Below are 19,192 nucleotides of genomic sequence, written 5' to 3'. Positions count from 1 at the left end.
TTAACTATTGATCATAATTAGAAATTCAAATTTTTGTTTATCACGGAGCTTTGCTGTTATGAGAAAAAATCGATTGATATCTCAGTTTTTACAGCGTTTCTCTTCGGGTGAAAGCAAGTCCTATGATTTAGGTAATTTTTGTTTCGGTGTTGAAAAAGACTGCAGGGACTTTCTTACCAGACCAGTCTTTTTGGATACCAGGCTCGATATCCTACCCTTGGCTGCTGAGCGCCAGAACCTTTTCAGCGATTGCCATAGAAGCAGTCAGTCCCGGAGATTCAATCCCAAAGAGGTTTATTAAACCGTGAATGCCGTGATTGGTTTTATCCTGAATGACAAAATCGACAGCAGGTTTGCCTGGTGCCTGTAGCTTTGGGCGAATACCTGAGTAGTCGGGTGTTAACGCACCATCTTTCAGGGCGGGCCAATAACGTCGGATAGCATCGTAAAAAGGCCTGGATCTGTCTGGTGATACTTCATAGTCGAGGGTTTCAACCCATTCCACATCCGGGCCAAATCTGATTTGACCTTCCATGTCCAGAGTAACATGAACACCCAGGCCGGCTGCCTCGGGAACGGGATATATCAGGTTTGAAAAAGGTGCTTTGCCGCTAAGGCTAAAGTAATTACCTTTTGCATAAAAAAGATCAGGAACACACTCTTTTGGAAAGTGGGTAAGTTTTCCTGCCAGTGTCGGTGCGTGGAGGCCGCCTGCGTTGATGACAGTTTTTGCTTGAAGTGTCATAGGACTTTCGCCACCCGTATGAAGGATGATCCCTTGATCACTGGCCTTGCCACCAGTTACTGGTGTGTTGAAGGCAATCATGCCCCCGTTGTTTTCCAGATCACCCTGAAATGCCAGAATAAGGCTGTGAACGTCAACAATGCCGGTGGATGGTGAAAACAGAGCTTTAGTTGCATGGAGTTCTGGTTCGCGATCTTTTATTTCTGAAGCTGAAAGATAGTGTAAATCATCAACGCCGTTTTTTATTGCACGTTGTTTTATGTCTTCCAGTGTTTTTTCTTCTGCCGAAGTTGTCGCAACTATAAGCTTTCCACACTTTTTATGGGGTACAGCATGATCATTGCAGTAGCTGTAGAGAAGCTCTTTGCCTTTGATGCAAAGTTCGGCTTTCAGGCTATTTTGGGGATAGTAAATACCAGCGTGAATAACGCCACTGTTTCTAGCCGAGATTTCGGACCCGGGCATGGACTCTTTTTCAATGACGATGACATCACGTCCAGATAATGCCAACGCTCTGGCGCAGGCCATACCAACAACGCCAGCACCTATGACAACACAATCAACCTGTTCCATGCTTTGCGTTTTAATCCTTACTCGTAATGGGCAATCTTAACCTAGATAAAGATTATTTCTCTACAGCTTTCCAGCTTTGAGATTCTCTTGTTTTTCTTCTAACTCCAACCAGCGTTCTTCAGATGCTTCAAGTTCGCTTTGTGCTTTTTCAAGAAGCTTGCTGGCTTCCTGAAAGCGTTCCGGTTTTTTACTGTAGAGTTCCGGATCGGCCATTTCCGCCTGAAGCTTTTCAGATTGCTCGGTTAGCTTTTCGATTAAACCCGGTAGAGAGTCGAGTTCTCGTTGTTCTTTGTATCCAAGTTTCGCAGAAGATTTTGCCCTGGGAGCATTTTCTTTTTTGGATTTTCCTGAGGATTTTTCAGGCGTAATACCTGATACATCTGTCGCATTATTGCTGAGCGCTTTTTGCGTACGATAATCGCTATAGCCACCGGCATATTCGATAACGGTACCATCGCCCTCAACCGCATAAATAGCCGTTGCCAATCGGTCGAGAAAGTCGCGGTCGTGGCTTACGAGTAAAAGCGTGCCGTCATATTCATCAAGCACCTCAACCAATAGGTCAAGAGTATCCATGTCCAGATCGTTGGTAGGCTCATCAAGGATCAGCAAGTTACTTGCCTGAGCAAACATACGGGCAAGTAACAGGCGGTTCTTTTCGCCACCGGAAAGGGTGTAGACGGGCTGGCGAACCTGACCGTCGTCGAACAGGAAATCTTTCAGGTAGCTGACAACATGTTTTTGTTGTCCGCGTACCATGATGGAGTCACCACCACCGGGAGACATGGTTTCCCAAAGAGTGCTGTTTGGATCAAGATCTTCACGCTTCTGATCAAAATAGAGCATGGTCAGATTTGTGCCCAGATCGACCTTGCCCGTATCCGGCTCAATCTTTTCAACCAGCATTTTGACAAGGGTGGACTTTCCGGCACCATTGGGGCCAACGATGCCAATACGGTCACCGCGTTTGACCTTGGTGCTGAAATCTTTGATGATTTCACGGGTTCCGCCATCTGCCAGAGGATAGGATTTGCTGATATTCTCTGCGGTGATGACTTTATCCCCGCCAGTATCAAGGGTTTCTACTTGAAGTTTGGCTGTTCCCGGGCCTTTCATCCACTCTGCACGTTTTTGCCTGAGATCCTGTAAATTCCTCAGGCGGCCCATATTACGTTTCCGTCGCCCGGTTACACCACGTTGTAGCCAATGCTCTTCGCGGACAATTTTACGTTTAAGGCGGTGGAATTCCTGTGCCTCGTTCTCGCGCATTTCTTCGGCCCAGGCTTCGTAATGCTCGAAACCTTTGCCAAGGCGATGAATGGTCCCGCGATCTAACCAAAAGGTTTGACGCGTGAGGTGGTTGAGGAAGGCTCTGTCATGGCTGATAACCATCAGAGCGCCGCGGAAGTTTTTAAGTTCTTCTTCCAACCACTGTATCGTTGGTAAGTCCAGATGGTTGGTTGGCTCATCCATCAAGAGGACTTCGGGGTCACTGATAAGGGCTCGTGCCAATGCTGCGCGACGACCCTCGCCACCGGATAGTCCTGTTAATTTCCTATCACCGGGAAGTTTGACGTGGTTGAGCATGGCATCGACCAAATAGTCGGCTTCGCTTACGTCTGGACGTAGGCCAGCTTTTACATGTTCAAAGACAGTTTCATCCTGATTGAAAACTGGATCTTGCGGCAAATAAGCAACGGTTATACCGGGCTGAAGAAAGCGTTGTCCTTCGTCCAGTTCCTGCTGACCAGACATGATTTTCAACAGGGTGGATTTACCAGTTCCGTTTCGGCCAACCAGACAGGCTTTTTCACCGCGGGCCAAGCCGAAAGTAAGATCATTAAAGAGCGTTTTTGTACCAAAACGCAATCCGGCGCTATTGAGAGCGACAAGATGAGAAGGAGGCGCCATTTCGTTTTAATTCTTAACTTCTGAGTTGTTTGATTTGGTCGTAAGCAGCATTGATAGCGGCAAGTTTTTCATTGGCAAGGTCAACAAATTCTTGCGGCATACCTTGTGCAACCAGCTTGTCAGGATGGTTTTCGATAACAAGTTTGCGATGTGCGCTTTTGATTTCTTGATCGCTGCTTTCGCGGGCAATGCCCAGAATTTTATAAGGATCAGATTTATCTGGCCCTACATTTGATGCATGAAGACGATCCCATTGGGTTTCACTAAAACCAAAAATTTCTGCGACACGTTGCAGAAAGACAACTTCTTCGGAGGAAACGTTGCCATCAGCTTTTGCAATGTGGAACAAGCCGTTCAGAAGTTCTTCCAAAACAGCTGGATTATCCTTAAAGGTTCGTCCGATCTGGTTCGCATAGGGCTCAAAGCCCTCCGCATCTTGTCTTGCACGATCAAAAAGGCGGCCCACATTCTTCATTTCTTCCGGGGGAATGCGGAAAACCTGTTTAAAGGCGGCAACTTCATCCTTGGTGACAACGCCATCAGCCTTGGCCATTTTTGCGCCGAGGACAATTACACCAATTGTAAAGGTAATCTGTTTCGTGCTGTCAGTGCCTTCTTCCTCGGTTTCCGAGCGCATACGATCAACCGCATGCCCAGCCATAGCGCCAAGAAAAGCGCCAATCGGTCCGCCAAGTGCGAAGCCTGCGGCTCCTCCAACGATTTTTCCCCAGATACTCATTGTCTGTTTATTATGCCCTTGTCTGTCCAATGTCTGTCTTAGAGGCTTCATCCTTTATTCAAAAGGACATCTGAAAGCGCTGCAATATAACTCTTTTGCACTAGCTTGCCACTGCATGAGAGTCAATCCCTGTGCCAAGAAAGAAGCTAAATCAGAGCTATCGTTCACGTTCAGAATGCTATCGTGTGCGACGGCAACCTTTCTTATTAGAAATTTATATCAGAACTTTTTGTCAATTTTGCGATTGGGATGCAGATGAGCTTTCTATAAAACCCACTTTGCCGATACCGGGTAAGCGAAGAGCAAGGTCATCAGGGTCAACACCAAAGTTTAATCCGAGCAGATTAATTTCCAAACCTTCGGTTTTGGCAACGGTAACCCCTGCGATGCCATAGATAGACAGCTGGAGGCCTGTGTTACTTGGCGCAGCGGCAAAAAAATTATCGTCTTCATCCAGATAATCTTTGCCAATAGCTGTTGGCGGCAGGTCTGCATCCAAAGATGGGATTTGCCTGATCACGTGGGCCGTAAAGGTGTTGGAATTTGGTCCGGGCCACGCTTCGTATCGATCGGGAAAGCGATATGTTTCTGCTGCTTTTATAATCTGTGGAATGATTTCAGCGGCCTGTTCGCCACGAAGGTCGTAATAAATTTCAGGACTGGATCCAAACCAGTTTCTATCAGGCCATCCAGTCGATATTGAGGTAACAGGCATTCCTCGATAGTGACGCCAGCCAATGACTTCCAGCCGGGTGTATTCTTGGGCATTTTTCTCTTTAAAAGCAATCCAGGTGTGGACGGCAAATGCACCGCGCCAGTTAAAGGTACGTGCGCCATAGATTTGTATAATTGCTTCCGGGGTAAGGCTCGGATCTGGAGCAATACCTGTTCTGTCATGATTTGCTTTGCTCCACGGCGTATTCAGATCAACTTGCCCTGTCAGAATGACAAGTCCGGGACCAACAAGTAAAAGCAATACAATGGCTGTGAGGCGTCTTATCGACCTAAAAAAATATTTCATATCCTGTTTCTAAAAGGATAATAGGGCATTCATATGGCAAGTATCCCTCTGACAAGTAATCGAGGAGGTTATATCACGTACTCGTGATAGATTATTGCTCCGGTTTGTGATGAGCGTATTTTACCTTACCTCTCCTTTATTCGTCGGGTGACTTTTGGCCATTGAGGCCCTGTATAATATCATCATACTCTTTGATGGCTTCCTGCCCTTTGGGCGAAAGTTCGTATATTCCCCTTTCAACACGGATAAACCAGCCATAAACATCGCGCTGAAGTATCGCGGCTGTTTTTTCTACCTGTGTATTCTTTCGGACGTCTGCAACTTTTGCTTTTTGATGTTGATGAAGAAAGCTTATACAGCGCAGGGCATCTTGACGATAAGCTGTGATGATGGGGCGTTTATTCGTGCCGCCTTCGTTGGGATCGCCAACTCGGCGTTCAAACTCTTGGAGGAGCAATCCTTGGCGGCGTTTGTTTTTACGTGGCTGATAGGGGCCGGGGTCAACGTGAACCTGAATGTCTGTTGGTTGATTTTCGCTCATGCGCACAGTAATGAGGCCCAATCCTAAACGGCGACACAGTTTGATGATATCTTTTTGTTGGCGGAACCAGGGATTGGTTCTCTTTAACCTGTGGGGAATTGCGAAGGCAATATAGACATCGTCACTCAGTGTTTGCCGATCAATCCCTTGAAGAAGGAGCGTCAGATTAAAGCCGGTTTTGAGCTCGACAATGATAGGTGTTTCATTGCCGCGAACTGCAATGACATCACATCCCTTTATTTCAGATTTTACTTCATATCCCTGATTTTCAAGGTATGCCTTTACTGGTGGATATAGCTCTGTTTCTCGCAAGGGAATGCTCTTATCTCTATGAAATTAAAATAAATATTATTGTCAGGTGGTTGATGATTTCCTTCCGTGATAGGGTAATGATCTCATGATGTTAGTCCAGCATGATTTGGTTTCTTCAGGACTTTGAGTCCGATCTTCATAGTTTCGCAGGTGGTTGAATGAGGAATAAAGTACGTCTTAATGATAGTTTGAAGGCTTCCCTGATTAAAATATTGGGGGACCGCCTGAACTTCTCTGCTGCGATTTGCGAAAGACATGGCAAAGGTGAGTCCCATCATCCCGTTATGCCGCCAGAGGCCGTTGCCTTTGTGCGTTCGACGGAAGAAGTTTCAGCGATAATGAAACTTTGTAATGAGCATGATTGCCCCGTTGTACCTTTTGGTACGGGCACGTCGTTAGAAGGGCACGTTGCGGCTGTTGCCGGTGGTTTGTGTATTGATCTTTCTGAAATGGGAAACATTTTGGAAGTAAACGACGAAGACTTGGACTGCCGGGTTGAAGCCGGTGTGACACGTAAACAGATTAATCACCATTTGCGGGATATGGGGCTGTTTTTTCCGATTGATCCTGGGGCAGATGCGTCCCTTGGTGGTATGGCTGCGACGCGGGCGTCGGGTACTAATGCTGTGCGCTATGGTACCATGCGCGATAATGTTCTTGGGCTAACGGTTGTTTTGCCTGATGGGGAGGTAATTCGTACGGGCGGACGGGCGCGAAAATCTTCAGCAGGTTATGATCTTACGCGACTTATGGTGGGGTCAGAAGGTACGCTGGGCATTATTACTGAGCTGCAATTAAAGCTTTATGGCATTCCAGAGGCGATTTCATCTGCGGTTTGTTCCTTTGATAGTCTTGAAACAGCTGTAGATGCCGTCATGCTGATCGTGCAAACTGGTATTCCTGTGGCTCGAATTGAGTTGCTGGATGATGTGCAGATGGATGCTGTTAATCGCTATTCCAAACTTAATTATGCTGTTTTACCGACTCTTTTCTTTGAGTTTCACGGAACACCTGCTGGTGTGGCTGAACAAGCCGAGCAGGTAGGAGAGATTGTCAAAGATTATGGTGGCGGTGATTTCCAATGGGCTTCTGAGCAGGAAGATCGCAATAAATTATGGCAGGCACGACATGATGCCTATTATGCCAGTATCAATCTGCGTTCAGATTGTGAGGGGTGGCCAACAGATGTGTGTGTCCCTGTCTCAAAGTTATCAGAATGTATCCTCGAAACGCGCAAGTTAATTGATCAGGCAGAACTTGTCGCACCGATTATCGGGCACGTAGGGGATGGAAACTTTCACGTCCTTTTTATTGTTGATCCACAAAACCAGAATGAAATGGACAGTGCGTCACGCGTCAACAAGGCGATGGTAGATATGGCGATAGGTTTTGGGGGAACCTGTACCGGAGAGCACGGGGTTGGTATGGGCAAGAAAAAGTACTTGATCAAAGAACATGGGGATAATGCCGTTGCAGTCATGCGGAAAATTAAACAGGCTCTCGATCCCAAGGGGCTTTTAAATCCCGGTAAAGTTGTTCCCGAGGAATGATGTTTATTAGCGGCCTTAGGATAAAGGCTGCTGTCGCGATGAGGTGAAAAGATCTTGTTGATTTACCTAATTTATTTAGGTGAAGCGCGTAGGAAATTTAATTTTGAAAACTGGCGATTTTAAAGATGAAAATGTCGCTATTGGATGAAAAATAAGTCATTATGTCTCAATCGTTCATGTTAATGTCACATCTATTCATGACAGTGTTCGGTTCATGAGCCATCGTAGTTGAGGTAAAGGCAAATAAGCTGAATTGATAATAACCCTCGTTCAAGAAGGGTACTTTTTGAGAGAAGTAAGTCTCTTCTTCTTAAAAAACATTCAGTGAAGATAGTGTGGCATTTAGCTGTGCTAAAAATGGGAGGCAAGACTTGGTCAGCAAGTCGGATAAAGTAAATCCAGCCATATGAATTAATAGTGAGCGAGATGCTTGTTCCTTTGGAATTGCACAACATTTTTTTGTGAGTGCTTGATTCATCAGGAATTAGTGTTTCTAATGTGTGAGCAAAATAATGCGCATACAGCGTAAAAAAATAAACAGGTAGCGAGGCAATAAGCGCTATGGCGAATCCCGCATCTAGTGAAGCGTATGTACGCTTTGATGGGGTCCAAAAGAGTTATGACGGCGTAAATTTGGTTGTTAAAGACCTTAACGTTGACATACCACGGGGCGAATTTCTAACAATGTTGGGACCTTCTGGTTCCGGTAAAACCACTTCACTGATGATGCTTGCCGGGTTTGAAACCGCAACGCATGGTGATATCTATCTTAACGGACGTTCCATTAATAATGTCGCACCACATAAACGTGGCATTGGCATGGTGTTCCAGAACTATGCTCTTTTTCCGCATATGACTGTTGCGGAAAATCTAGCTTTTCCACTGCAAGTCAGAAAGATGAGCAAAGCAGACGTTGAAGAGAAAGTTCAACGCGCACTGGATATGGTAGAGTTGGGAGAGTTCGGAAACCGACGACCGGCCCAATTATCTGGTGGCCAGCAGCAGCGTGTTGCTGTGGCGCGTGCCCTTGTTTTTGAACCAGACCTTGTTCTTATGGATGAACCTCTTGGGGCACTTGATAAGAATCTGCGTGAACAGATGCAGTATGAAATCAAACATATTCATGAGCGCTTGGGTGTCACGGTTGTTTACGTGACGCACGATCAATCCGAAGCGCTGACAATGTCAAATCGTGTTGCCGTGTTTGAGGATGGTCGCATTCAGCAACTTGCTCCTCCTGTTGAACTTTATGAAAAACCCGAAAATGCTTTTGTTGCTCAATTTATTGGTGAGAACAACAAGCTTACGGGTAAAGTTGATGCGTTGGCTGATGGTATTTGCGAAGTCGTTCTTGATAGCGGCGATCGTGTTAAGGCGTTGGATATCAATACAGATGGCGCAGGTACTGCGACAACGCTATCTCTACGACCAGAGCGAGTTTTCTTGAACCCGACAGAGGGTCAGTGTCAAAACATGTTCTCTGGTAAAGCAGAAGAAGTTATTTATCTTGGTGACCATATTCGCGTTCGCATGAACGTCTGTGGTCATAATGATTTTATCGTCAAAGTTCCAAATTCTTCAGACAAGAAAGGTCTTGCCGAAGGCGACACCATTCCTGTGGGATGGAGCATTGATGATTGTCGGGCACTTGATGCCTGATACTTAAGACCATCTTTTGTTCTTACAAAAGATAATGAGGTGTTTTACACGAAGGTCACAAAGCCTTAGGGAGGCATATTAAGAATGAAGAAAACTTTAAAACTTACGACTGCGTTAGTGCTGGGTTCATTTGTAGCTGGTGCAGCAGCCCAAGCTGCAGATTCAATCACAGTGGTATCATGGGGTGGCGCATATACTGCCAGCCAACGTGGTGCATACAGTGATCCTTTTACAGCAAAGACCGGGATTACCGTTCTTGATGAAGATAAGTCTGGTAATGGACTTGCTGGTATGCGCGCCCAGGCTGAAGCTGGTAATGGTACATGGGATGTCGTTGATATCCTTGAAGGTGGTGCTTTAACTGCTTGTGATGAAGGTTTGGTTGAAGAAATCGACTACAACAATGATCTTGATAAAGGCGCTGATGGTTCAATGCCTCTTGATGATTTTGTTGATGGATCTTTAAGCGGTTGCTTTGTACCTACAATCGTATACGCGACGCTATTTGCTTATAACAACACTGCTTTCTCTGGAGATGCTCCAAAAACAATCGCTGACGTTTTTGACCTGGAGAAATTTCCGGGAAAACGTGCTCTTGAAAAAATTCCAGGGGCAAACCTAGAGTGGGCTCTTGTTGCTGATGGCGTTCCTTATGACGAAGTTTATGATGTCCTTGATACACCAGAAGGCGTAGATCGTGCATTTGCAAAGCTTGACACAATTAAAGATTCTGTTGTTTGGTGGGACGCTGGTGCGCAGCCTCCACAGCTTCTTGCTGATGGTGAAGTAACAATCGCGTCTGCATACAATGGTCGTATCTTTAATGCGCAAGTTGTTGAAAATCAGCCGTTTACAATTATCTGGGATGGCCAGATGTTTGAGCTTGATGGTTGGGTGATTCCAAAGAATGCACCGAACAAAAAAGCTGCTATGGACTATCTTCGTTTCTCAACAACGACACAGGCTCTTGCTGATCAAGCGAAATATATTTCTTATGGTCCTGCACGTAAGTCGTCTGCACCGTTGATCTCTACACACATTTCCACTGGTGTAGATATGAACCCACATATGCCGACTAACCCTGAAAACTTCAAAACTCCTATTAAAAAGGATGCTGGTTTCTGGGCTGATAATGGCGATGATCTGAGCGAGCGTTTCAACGCTTGGTTGGCTCAGTAAGTCAATAAATGAGAGAGGGAGCTGAAAATGCTCCCTCTTTTGCAAAAGTACTTAGCTATCAATATTTAAATAGCTGCCCCAAAAGATAATAAACCCTCTGCAAGGGGAAACTCTTTGTGTGATCAATCGGGTAATAGTTGAACCTCAAAGACCGTCTGGGAAAAATTCATGTCGATATCAGTCGAGGCTAATAAGGGCGAACTCGCCCCCGAAGAGCAGAAGCGGCTTAAAGCTGACCTACATCGCTCATTACGCCGGAACAAAATCAGGGCATCCATGTTGGTTGCGCCCTTAGTTATTTTTATCATTGTCACCTTTGTCGCGCCGATCGGTAACATGCTGTATCGTAGTGTTGATGATCCACTGGTTAACGAGTTTATGCCTCAAACAACGGCTGCTCTTGAAAACTGGGATGAACAACAGCTACCTGATGAAGCTATCTATGCTGCTTTGGCGCAAGATATTATTGAGGGACGCAAGGCGAAGACAATAGGTAAAGCTGCTAAGCGACTGAATTACGAAAAAAGTGGTATGCGTAGTCTGATTATGGGGACTTCGCGTAAACATAAAAAATTGCAGGCGCCCTATAAAGAATCTCTTGTCGATATCAAAAAAGGATGGGGCGATATTGATAACTGGAAAGTAATCAAGCGTCTTGGGGCAAGTATAACAGCTTCGTATTATATCAATGCTTTTGATATGGAGACTTCTCCGGAAGGTGAGGTTTCTTTTGTTGATCCGAAAGAGCAGATATATCTAAAGCTGTTCTGGCGTACAATATGGATGTCGATGCTCATAACTGGAATGACAGTTCTGCTCGGTTACCCTGTATCCTATCTTTTGGCTTCGTTACCTTTGAAGACTGCTAATGTCTTAATGATTTTAGTGTTACTTCCTTTTTGGACATCGCTACTTGTGCGGACTAGTTCTTGGATTGCAATGCTTCAGGCACAGGGAATTCTAAATGATTTACTCGTCTGGTTCGGCATCATTGCTGATGAAGCTCGAATACAGATGATTTATAATGCGATTGGTACGGTGGTTGCTATGACCCATATCCTATTGCCATTTATGATTTTGCCCTTGTATTCAGTGATGAAGACTGTTCCGCCAAGCTATTTACGTGCCGCTCGATCACTCGGCGCAACTCCGTGGACTGCTTTCTGGCAAGTATACTTGCCACAGACTGTTCCTGGTATTTCTGCCGGGGCGATCCTCGTCTTTATCCTGTCGATTGGCTATTACATCACTCCGGCTTTGGTTGGTGGACAATCAGGGCAGTTTATCGGCAACCTTATTGCCTATCATATGCAAGGTTCACTTAACTGGGGATTGGCAGCGGCACTGGGTGTCATGTTGCTTGTACTCGTCTTGGGAATCTATGGCGTTTATAACCGAGTTGTCGGTACTAACTCTGTTAAGTTGGGATAAAGATTATGGCTGTACCTTCATATGCTGGCCCGTTGGAACGTACGTGGTACTATACCTTTCGTTTTTTATGCGCGGCTATTTTCATCTTTTTGATTGCACCAATTCTTGTAATCGTTCCGCTTTCTTTTAATGCAGAGCCTTACTTTAGTTTTACGCAAGGGATGTTAACGCTTGATCCTGACGCTTATTCTCTGCGTTGGTATGAAGAATTTTTGACCAGTGATCGCTGGCTGGAATCTATTAAAAACTCTGTGATTATCGCATTCTTTTCGACAATACTTTCCGCTGCTCTAGGTACCTTGGCTGCGTTAGGATTAAATAGATCAGAACTTCCTTTCAAAGGGATGATCATGGGATTGTTGATTTCTCCGATGATCGTGCCTTTGATTATTGCTGCTGCTGGGATGTTTTTCTTTTACTCAAAGCTTGGGATTGCGCAAAGTTACATAGGTTTAATTCTTGCGCATACTGCTTTGGGAACACCATTTGTTGTTATAACGGTAACCGCAACGTTGAGTGGCTTTGATCATACCTTGATTAAGGCAGGTGCGAGTTTGGGAGCAACACCAACCTACACTTTCTTTAGGGTGACGATGCCGCTAATTATGACGGGTGTTATCTCTGGCGCTTTGTTCGCGATGATGACGTCTTTTGACGAGGTTATTGTGGCGATCTTTATCGCTGGTGTTGAGCAGCGAACTATTCCGTTGCAGATGTGGTCCGGTATCCGAGAGCAGATCAGTCCGACTATTCTGGCTGTGGCGACAATTTTGATAACTTTCTCGGTTATTATGCTGTCCACAGTGGAAATTCTACGTCGTCGTTCTGACAGGATCCGCGGTATTACCTAAAGAGGTTTATACTTTGTACGAAAAAAGGCAGGGCTTCTTTGAAGCCCTGCCTTTTTTTATTGCTGCTATTCGATTATTCGAAGTTTAGTTTTGAGAGATTTTCCGGGATGAGTTTTTGTAGCATTTCCAGACCTTCCTCACGATGACTACGAACAGTAGACGGCGGACGTTTGAAGGTTTTGCTAAAGTGCCGGGAGAAATGTGACGCATCGGAGAAGCCACAATCGGCTGCGATGTCACTGATAGCCTTATCGGTGTTTAGTAGTTGCCACAGACCATGGCGTAGCCGGAGGTCTCTGTAGCAAGCTTGGGGTGAAACACCAAGCTGTTCACTAAAGGTACGTTCGAGCTGGCGCTTTGAAATATTCACACGACTGGACAGCTCTTCGATGGAAAGCGGTACGGACATATTCTGTTCCATGGTTAAAACAGCTTTTCTGACCCGCTCATTATGGGATAGTTGGACAGTAGGGGGCTGCGGCTGCGGGGCCGACGCTGAACGAACTCTGTCGACTTGAAGAATTCTGAGACTTTTTTGTGCCACTGCTTTTCCCAAATGTTTTTCGACAAGCCAGGCGGCTAGATCCAACGCACCTGCACCACCTGCGCAGGTAATGCGTTTTCCATCAATAACATAAACCTGGTCGGCGACTGGTTTGACGTCAGCGAATTCTTCTAGGAAATCATTATAGTGATACCAGCTGACACAACATCTGCGCCCCTGCATCAATCCAGCTCTGATCATCGCAAAACTGCCGGTACATAATCCGATGATGGAGACACCTTGTGCGGCAGCTTTTTTCAATACAGAGATGCTTTCATGATCCGCTTGTGGTCCCTTGTGGAGAAGGCCACCAACGACAACCAGATAGTCGTATTGAGAGAGATCATTTATCCCCTGTGATGGGGTGATCTCTACCCCGCAACTTGATTTAACAGGTTTGCCGGGCTTGGGGCTGATGATGGACCATCTGCATTTGAGGGGGCGGCTGTAATCTTCATCATCTGCTGCGAGTCTCAGGGTATCAATAACAGAGGAAAAGGGAGTGAGAGTGAAGTTTGGGAGCAGGATAAATGCGACACTCAAAGATGTGGTTTCTTTGGTGGATAGAGGATCTGCCTGCGAACTTCTGTATGTCATGTGTTGCTTGCCTTTGGTGGCGTATCTCTTTGTGATGACGATTTGCTTATAAAGACTGAAATGTGTCGCTTATAAACACGAAGATTATCAGAATGTCGCAAGTATTCAATGATCTTGTCTTCGCCGTACATGGAAGTGTTTTGAAACTAGGCGTAGGATATGGACAACTAATAGAGGAGTGTGAACGGCTATGTCCCGTTTTTCGATTTTCAGCTTGGCAAGAAATGCCATGAGCTGGCATCAGAACTGGCCCCGCCAATGGCGTAGTCCAGATCCGAAGCCGGAATATGATGTTGTGATTATTGGTGCTGGTGGCCATGGCTTGGCAACGGCTTATTATCTGGCAAAAGAGCACGGCATTACCAATGTCGCCGTTATTGAAAAAGGCTGGCTCGGTGGTGGTAACACCGGACGTAATACCACGATTGTTCGTTCGAACTATCTGTGGGACGAGTCTGGCCTGTTCTATGAAAACGCGATGAAGCTGTGGGAAAACTTGTCCCAGGAACTGAACTACAACGTGATGTTCTCTCAGCGCGGCGTTTTGAACCTTGCTCATAATCTTGGTGATGTTCGCGAATCAATTCGCCGTGTAAATGCGAATAACCTGAACGGTATTGATGCTGAATGGCTGAACGCTGAACAGGTCAAAGAATTTTGCCCGATTATCAATATCTCTAAAGACAGCCGTTATCCGGTTATGGGTGCCACGCTACAGCGCCGTGGCGGTACAGCCCGCCATGATGCCGTTGCCTGGGGCTATGCCCGTGGTGCGGATGACATGGGTGTGGACGTGATCCAGAACTGTGAAGTTCAAGGACTGATGATCGACAACGGGACTGTAAAAGGTGTCCGTACGTCGCTTGGTGATATTAAAGCCAAGAAAGTTGCGATGGCTTGTGCCGGGCACACATCTGTTGTTGCTGATATGGCTGGTATCCGTTTGCCGATCGAATCCCATCCTTTGCAGGCACTTGTTTCAGAGCCGATGAAACCAGTGATTGATTGCGTGGTTATGTCAAATGCCGTGCACGTTTATGTGTCTCAGTCAGACAAGGGCGAACTGGTTATGGGGGCGGGTATTGATGCCTATGTTGGGTATAGCCAACGTGGCTCGCTACACGTGATCGAAGATCAGCTAGGATCAGCCATGGAGCTTTTCCCGCTGTTCTCCCGGACACGGATGATGCGTTCGTGGGGCGGTATTGTTGATACCTGTCCTGATGCGTCACCGATTGTTGGCAAAACTCCGGTTAAAAACCTTTACGTTAATGCCGGCTGGGGAACTGGTGGTTTCAAAGCAACACCAGGTGCCGGTTGGTGTTATGCCCATACAATCGCCAAAGATGAACCGCATGATCTTAATGCTGCGTTCTCTATTGATCGTTTTATTACCGGTGCGCTTGTGGATGAACACGGTGCTGCTGGTGTAGCCCACTAAGGAGTTAATTGGATGCTTTATATCAAATGTCCCTGGTGTGGTGAGCGCGACGAAACAGAATACCATTACGGTGGCGAGGCACACATTGTGCGCCCGGAAAACCCGGATGAATTGACTGATGCAGAATGGGCTGAATACGTTTTCATGCGGACGAATACCAAGGGTGTTCACCGCGAGCGTTGGGTGCATTCTGACGGATGCCGTCGTTGGTTCAACGTTGCACGTAACACCGTAACCAATGAAATCGTCTCTGTTTATAAAACAGGTGAAAAGCCTGATTTACCTGAAGCAGTGACTACCAAACCTGCTCCAGCTAAGAAAGCTGCTGCTAAAAAGGCCCCTGTTAAAAAGAAAGAGGGTGCGTGATGACCGAAAAGTTCCGTACGACACAGGGAACACGGGTTGACCGTTCCAATGTCATTAATTTTACCTTTAACGGTAAAAATTATACAGGTGCCAAAGGGGACACCTTGGCCTCTGCATTGGTTGCCAACGGGGTTCACTTGGTGGGCCGTAGTTTCAAAACGCACCGCCCTCGCGGTATTTTGACAGCTGGTTCTGAAGAACCAAATGCAATTATCCAACTCGAAACCGGACCGCGTAGCGAGCCGAATGTTCGTGCGACACAGATTGAACTTTACGAAGGTCTGACAGCTAAATCAGTTAACTGCTGGCCGTCTGTAAACTTTGACCTTGCCGCGGTTAACTCTGTAGCATCCCGTATTTTTGTTGCCGGCTTCTATTACAAAACCTTTATGGATCCAAAATCCATGTGGATGACGGTGTACGAGCCGATTATCCGGCGCATGGCTGGTCTGGGTGTGCTTCCCCGTGAAAAAGACCCGGATACCTATGACCACATGAACGAGTTCTGTGAAGTCATGGTTGTTGGGGCCGGTCCTGCGGGCCTGAGTGCGGCGCTTGAAGCTGGCCGTACTGGTGCCCGTGTTGTTTTGTGTGATGAGCAACCTGAATTTGGTGGTTCTTTGTTGAACACAAAACAGATCATTGATGGCAAGCCTGCTCAGGAATGGGTTGATACCGCTATTGCTGAACTGGAATCTATGGATAATGTTCGTCTGTTAAAGCGTGCAAATGCTTTTGGATATTATGACCATAACTATATCACAGTTCACGAACGCAGAACTGATCATTTTGGACCGGGTGCCAAGCCGGGCTTGAGCAAACACCGTATCTGGCATTTCCGTGCTAAACAGGTTGTTCTGGCGACAGGTTCGCACGAACGTCCGTTGGTTTTCGCGGATAATGATCGTCCGGGTATTATGCTGGCCAATGCGGGGCAGGCTTATGCAAATCGTTATGGTGCGCTACCTGGGCGTCGTGGTGTTATTTTCACAAATAACGACAGTGCCTATTCTGTTGCAATTGATCTTGTTGATGCAGGAATGGATATTCCAACCATCATTGATTTGCGTGAAATCGTTGACGGTGATCTGCCAAACGCGGCACGTCAAAAAGGTATCGAAGTTCTAACAGGTTCTGGTATTGTCGCCACACTCGGCCGCAAGCGTGTTACCGGGGTTGAAGTTGCAACAGTGTCTTCAGACGGTAGTAAGATCACGGGTAGCAAGCGTAAAATTGATTGCGACACCATCCTGACTTCTGGTGGCTGGAATCCGGCAGTTCACCTTTTCTCTCAATCAATCGGCAAGCTCCGTTATGATGAAGAGAAAATCTGTTTTGTACCAAATATTTCTTCACAAAACGAACGTACCGTTGGTGCCTGTAAAGGTTCTTTTGACCTGCAGTCTGCACTTGACGAAGGTGCTGCAGCGGGTGCTGCCGCAGCCATGGATACAGGTTTTGGCAAAGGTAAGGCGAAAGCTTCACCAAAAGCACTTGTTGTCGAAGAAAAAGCCATCAAAGCCTATTGGGTTGTTCCAACAGATCATCCCGTTGGTCAGGGCAAGCGTAAGCATTATGTTGATTATCAACACGATGTTACCGCCGCAGATATTATGTTGGCAGCGCGTGAAGGTATGCACTCTGTCGAGCATATGAAGCGTTATACAACAACAGGTATGGCGACTGATCAGGGTAAGCTTTCCAACGTGAACGGTTTGGCGATCTTGTCTTCCCAGCTGGAAAAGGACATTCCAAAAGTCGGTACGACGACTTTCCGTCCGCCGTATACACCTGTTAACTTTGGTGCGCTGGCTGGACGTGGAATCAATGGCGATTTGGCTGATCCGGTTCGTCGAACGTCTATGTATGGCTGGCATCTGGAAAATGGCGCTACTTTTGAGCCTGTTGGCCAATGGCAGCGTGCATGGTATTACCCGAAAGCTGGTGAAGACATGGATGCCGCGGTTGCACGCGAAACCGCAGCTCTTCGTGATGGCGTCGGTATTCTTGATGCGTCCACACTAGGTAAAATTGATATTCAGGGTAAGGATGCCGCACAGTTCCTTAATCTGGTTTATACCAATGCCTGGCTAAAGCTTCCTGTAGGATCTTGCCGGTATGGCTTCATGCTTAAAGAAGACGGTATGGTCTTTGATGATGGTGTGACATCGCGTCTTGGGGAAAACCACTTCCACATGACAACGACGACTGGTGGTGCGGCTGGTGTTCTTGATTGGCTTGAGGAATACTTGCAGACAGAATGGCCTGATCTGGAAGTTTACTGCACGTCTGTTACTGAAGAGTGGTCGACGCTTTCTATCGGTGGTCCAAAAGCTCGTCAGCTATTGGAAGAACTTGCGCCGGAGATGGATTTCTCTAACGAAGCTTTCCCGTTCATGACATGGCGTGAAGGTGAAGTTGCAGGTGTTCCGGCGCGCGTCTTCCGGATTTCTTTTACCGGTGATCTTTCCTACGAGATTAACGTCAGAAACTGGCATGGTCTCCATCTGTGGAAGAAATGTATGGAGCTCGGTGAAAAGTACGACATTACGCCATACGGTACTGAAACCATGCACGTTCTTCGTGCGGAAAAAGGCTTTGTGATCATTGGTCAGGAAACTGACGGCACGCAAACGCCGCAGGATCTTGGTATGGACTGGATCGTTGCGAAGAAAAAAGGTGACTTCATTGGGCGTCGTTCTTTCACGCGTGAGGATACTGCCCGTGAAAATCGTAAGCAGCTTGTTGGTCTTGTAACTGAAAATCCAAAGGAAGTTCTGGAAGAGGGCGCGCAGCTTACTTATGAGCGTGTGAACCCGACACCGGCACCGATGGTCGGCCATGTAACATCTTCTTATTGGAGCCCTAACCTTGGACATTCCATCGCGATGGCTTTGGTGAAGGATGGACATAACCGTATGGGACAATGGATTTACGCGCATGATCGCGGCAAGGTGACAAAGGTAAAAATTGTCAGCCCGGTCTTCTATGATCCAAAAGGAGAACGTCGTGATGGTTGATACATTCCGTAACAGTATTATCGCGCACAAAGAACAGGCCATGATCAATGGTTCTGTGAGCGGAGATCAGGGTGTCAACTTGTCGGAAATTCCTTTTCTGGCACAGGTGAATATCCGTGGGAATGTCGAAGATAAAAAGTTTGTTTCTGCGGTGAAAAAGGTCGTTGGTGTTGCTGTACCTACAGACCCGAATACCTATGTAACAAAGGGTGACTTTACTGTTTTCTGGCTTGGTCCTGACGAATGGCAGGTTGTTGGTCCGGTCGACGGACAAGATGATCTTGTTACAAAACTGCGCGATGCGCTGGATGGATTGCACGTTGCTGTTATCGATGTTTCCGGTAACCGTACAGCGCTTGATCTAACGGGTGCTCAGGCGCGTAATGTCATGAAGAAAAGTTGTCGCTTGGACATGGATGCTCAGTCTTTTACACCGGGACAGGCAGTTCAAACCCGTGTCGGGAAAGCACCGGTACTTTTACAAATGCTGGATGACAAGCCGACCTATCGGATGTTTGTCCGCCCATCCTTTGCCGAATATCTGGTTGACTGGCTCTTGGATGCAATGGGTGAATATCACCATCTTTAAGAAGATGAGATGTTTACCCAATCCAGGGTAAAAGTATCTGTTAAAAAAATCCAGCTGTATTGAGTACAGCTGGATTTTTTTCATTCTGGAAACTGTATCAAAGAGTATTTAATTATCAGGATT

General features: G+C 46.5%; 15 protein-coding genes. 9 read left to right on the top strand and 6 right to left on the bottom strand.

Features of this window, described 5'->3' with window-relative positions:
- Window positions 1-211 precede the first annotated feature (211 nt).
- The 5 genes from BKB51_RS04985 to BKB51_RS04965 form a co-directional block, all read right to left on the bottom strand.
- Window positions 212-1,318 (bottom strand): NAD(P)/FAD-dependent oxidoreductase, encoded by a 1,107-nt coding sequence (locus tag BKB51_RS04985; RefSeq protein WP_085899960.1) that lies wholly within the window; start codon window positions 1,316-1,318, stop codon window positions 212-214.
- 60 nt (window positions 1,319-1,378) lie between these two features.
- The gene (locus BKB51_RS04980; RefSeq protein ID WP_085899959.1) at window positions 1,379-3,229 is read right to left on the bottom strand and encodes an ABC-F family ATP-binding cassette domain-containing protein; all 1,851 of its coding nucleotides are present in this window, start codon (window positions 3,227-3,229) and stop codon (window positions 1,379-1,381) included.
- Window positions 3,230-3,242: 13 nt separating this feature from the next.
- On the bottom strand, window positions 3,243-3,968 hold the full coding sequence (locus BKB51_RS04975; protein WP_085899958.1) for a TerB family tellurite resistance protein: 726 nt from the start codon (window positions 3,966-3,968) through the stop codon (window positions 3,243-3,245).
- A 232-nt stretch (window positions 3,969-4,200) separates the two neighbouring features.
- Window positions 4,201-4,989: a DUF3750 domain-containing protein gene (locus BKB51_RS04970; RefSeq protein ID WP_085899957.1), complete on the bottom strand. Its 789-nt coding sequence runs from the start codon at window positions 4,987-4,989 to the stop codon at window positions 4,201-4,203.
- A 136-nt stretch (window positions 4,990-5,125) separates the two neighbouring features.
- On the bottom strand, window positions 5,126-5,842 hold the full coding sequence (locus BKB51_RS04965; protein ID WP_245813215.1) for a DUF2161 domain-containing phosphodiesterase: 717 nt from the start codon (window positions 5,840-5,842) through the stop codon (window positions 5,126-5,128).
- Between the two features lie 158 nt (window positions 5,843-6,000).
- Here BKB51_RS04965 and BKB51_RS04960 point away from each other — a divergent pair, with 158 nt between their 5' ends.
- From BKB51_RS04960 to BKB51_RS04940, 5 genes are all read left to right on the top strand, one after another.
- Window positions 6,001-7,392: an FAD-binding oxidoreductase gene (locus tag BKB51_RS04960; RefSeq protein WP_085899955.1), complete on the top strand. Its 1,392-nt coding sequence runs from the start codon at window positions 6,001-6,003 to the stop codon at window positions 7,390-7,392.
- A 561-nt stretch (window positions 7,393-7,953) separates the two neighbouring features.
- Window positions 7,954-9,051 carry an ABC transporter ATP-binding protein gene (locus tag BKB51_RS04955; protein WP_085899954.1) on the top strand — a complete coding sequence of 366 codons (1,098 nt, stop codon included), beginning with the start codon at window positions 7,954-7,956 and terminating at the stop codon, window positions 9,049-9,051.
- 84 nt (window positions 9,052-9,135) lie between these two features.
- The gene (locus BKB51_RS04950) at window positions 9,136-10,230 is read left to right on the top strand and encodes an ABC transporter substrate-binding protein (protein WP_085899953.1); all 1,095 of its coding nucleotides are present in this window, start codon (window positions 9,136-9,138) and stop codon (window positions 10,228-10,230) included.
- Window positions 10,231-10,398: 168 nt separating this feature from the next.
- Complete coding sequence (locus tag BKB51_RS04945; protein ID WP_085899952.1) at window positions 10,399-11,661, top strand: ABC transporter permease; 1,263 nt, start codon at window positions 10,399-10,401, stop codon at window positions 11,659-11,661.
- 5 nt (window positions 11,662-11,666) lie between these two features.
- Window positions 11,667-12,512: an ABC transporter permease gene (locus tag BKB51_RS04940; protein ID WP_085899951.1), complete on the top strand. Its 846-nt coding sequence runs from the start codon at window positions 11,667-11,669 to the stop codon at window positions 12,510-12,512.
- Window positions 12,513-12,585: 73 nt separating this feature from the next.
- Here the strand turns inward: BKB51_RS04940 and BKB51_RS04935 are convergent, their stop codons facing one another.
- Entirely contained in the window at window positions 12,586-13,653 is a 1,068-nt protein-coding gene (locus tag BKB51_RS04935) for a GlxA family transcriptional regulator (RefSeq protein WP_085899950.1), read from the bottom strand.
- Window positions 13,654-13,843: 190 nt separating this feature from the next.
- Between BKB51_RS04935 and BKB51_RS04930 the strand changes: the two genes are divergently transcribed.
- From BKB51_RS04930 to BKB51_RS04915, 4 genes are read left to right on the top strand one after another with little or no spacing between them, the layout of a single operon-like run.
- Window positions 13,844-15,094 (top strand): sarcosine oxidase subunit beta family protein, encoded by a 1,251-nt coding sequence (locus BKB51_RS04930; protein WP_085899949.1) that lies wholly within the window; start codon window positions 13,844-13,846, stop codon window positions 15,092-15,094.
- Window positions 15,095-15,106: 12 nt separating this feature from the next.
- Window positions 15,107-15,460: a sarcosine oxidase subunit delta gene (locus BKB51_RS04925; protein WP_085899948.1), complete on the top strand. Its 354-nt coding sequence runs from the start codon at window positions 15,107-15,109 to the stop codon at window positions 15,458-15,460.
- The gene (locus BKB51_RS04920) at window positions 15,460-18,480 is read left to right on the top strand and encodes a sarcosine oxidase subunit alpha (RefSeq protein ID WP_085899947.1); all 3,021 of its coding nucleotides are present in this window, start codon (window positions 15,460-15,462) and stop codon (window positions 18,478-18,480) included. The genes BKB51_RS04925 and BKB51_RS04920 overlap by 1 nt, the downstream gene beginning before the upstream one ends.
- Window positions 18,473-19,069 (top strand): sarcosine oxidase subunit gamma, encoded by a 597-nt coding sequence (locus BKB51_RS04915; protein WP_158090150.1) that lies wholly within the window; start codon window positions 18,473-18,475, stop codon window positions 19,067-19,069. Before BKB51_RS04920 ends, BKB51_RS04915 begins: the two co-directional genes overlap by 8 nt.
- The last annotated feature ends 123 nt before the right edge of the window (window positions 19,070-19,192 follow it).

This window comes from Kiloniella majae (genome assembly GCF_002118315.1).
Classification (GTDB): Bacteria; Pseudomonadota; Alphaproteobacteria; order Kiloniellales; family Kiloniellaceae; genus Kiloniella; species Kiloniella majae.
The sequence above is the reverse complement of the archived record's forward strand: the minus strand, read 5'-3'. Positions and strand labels throughout refer to the sequence as shown.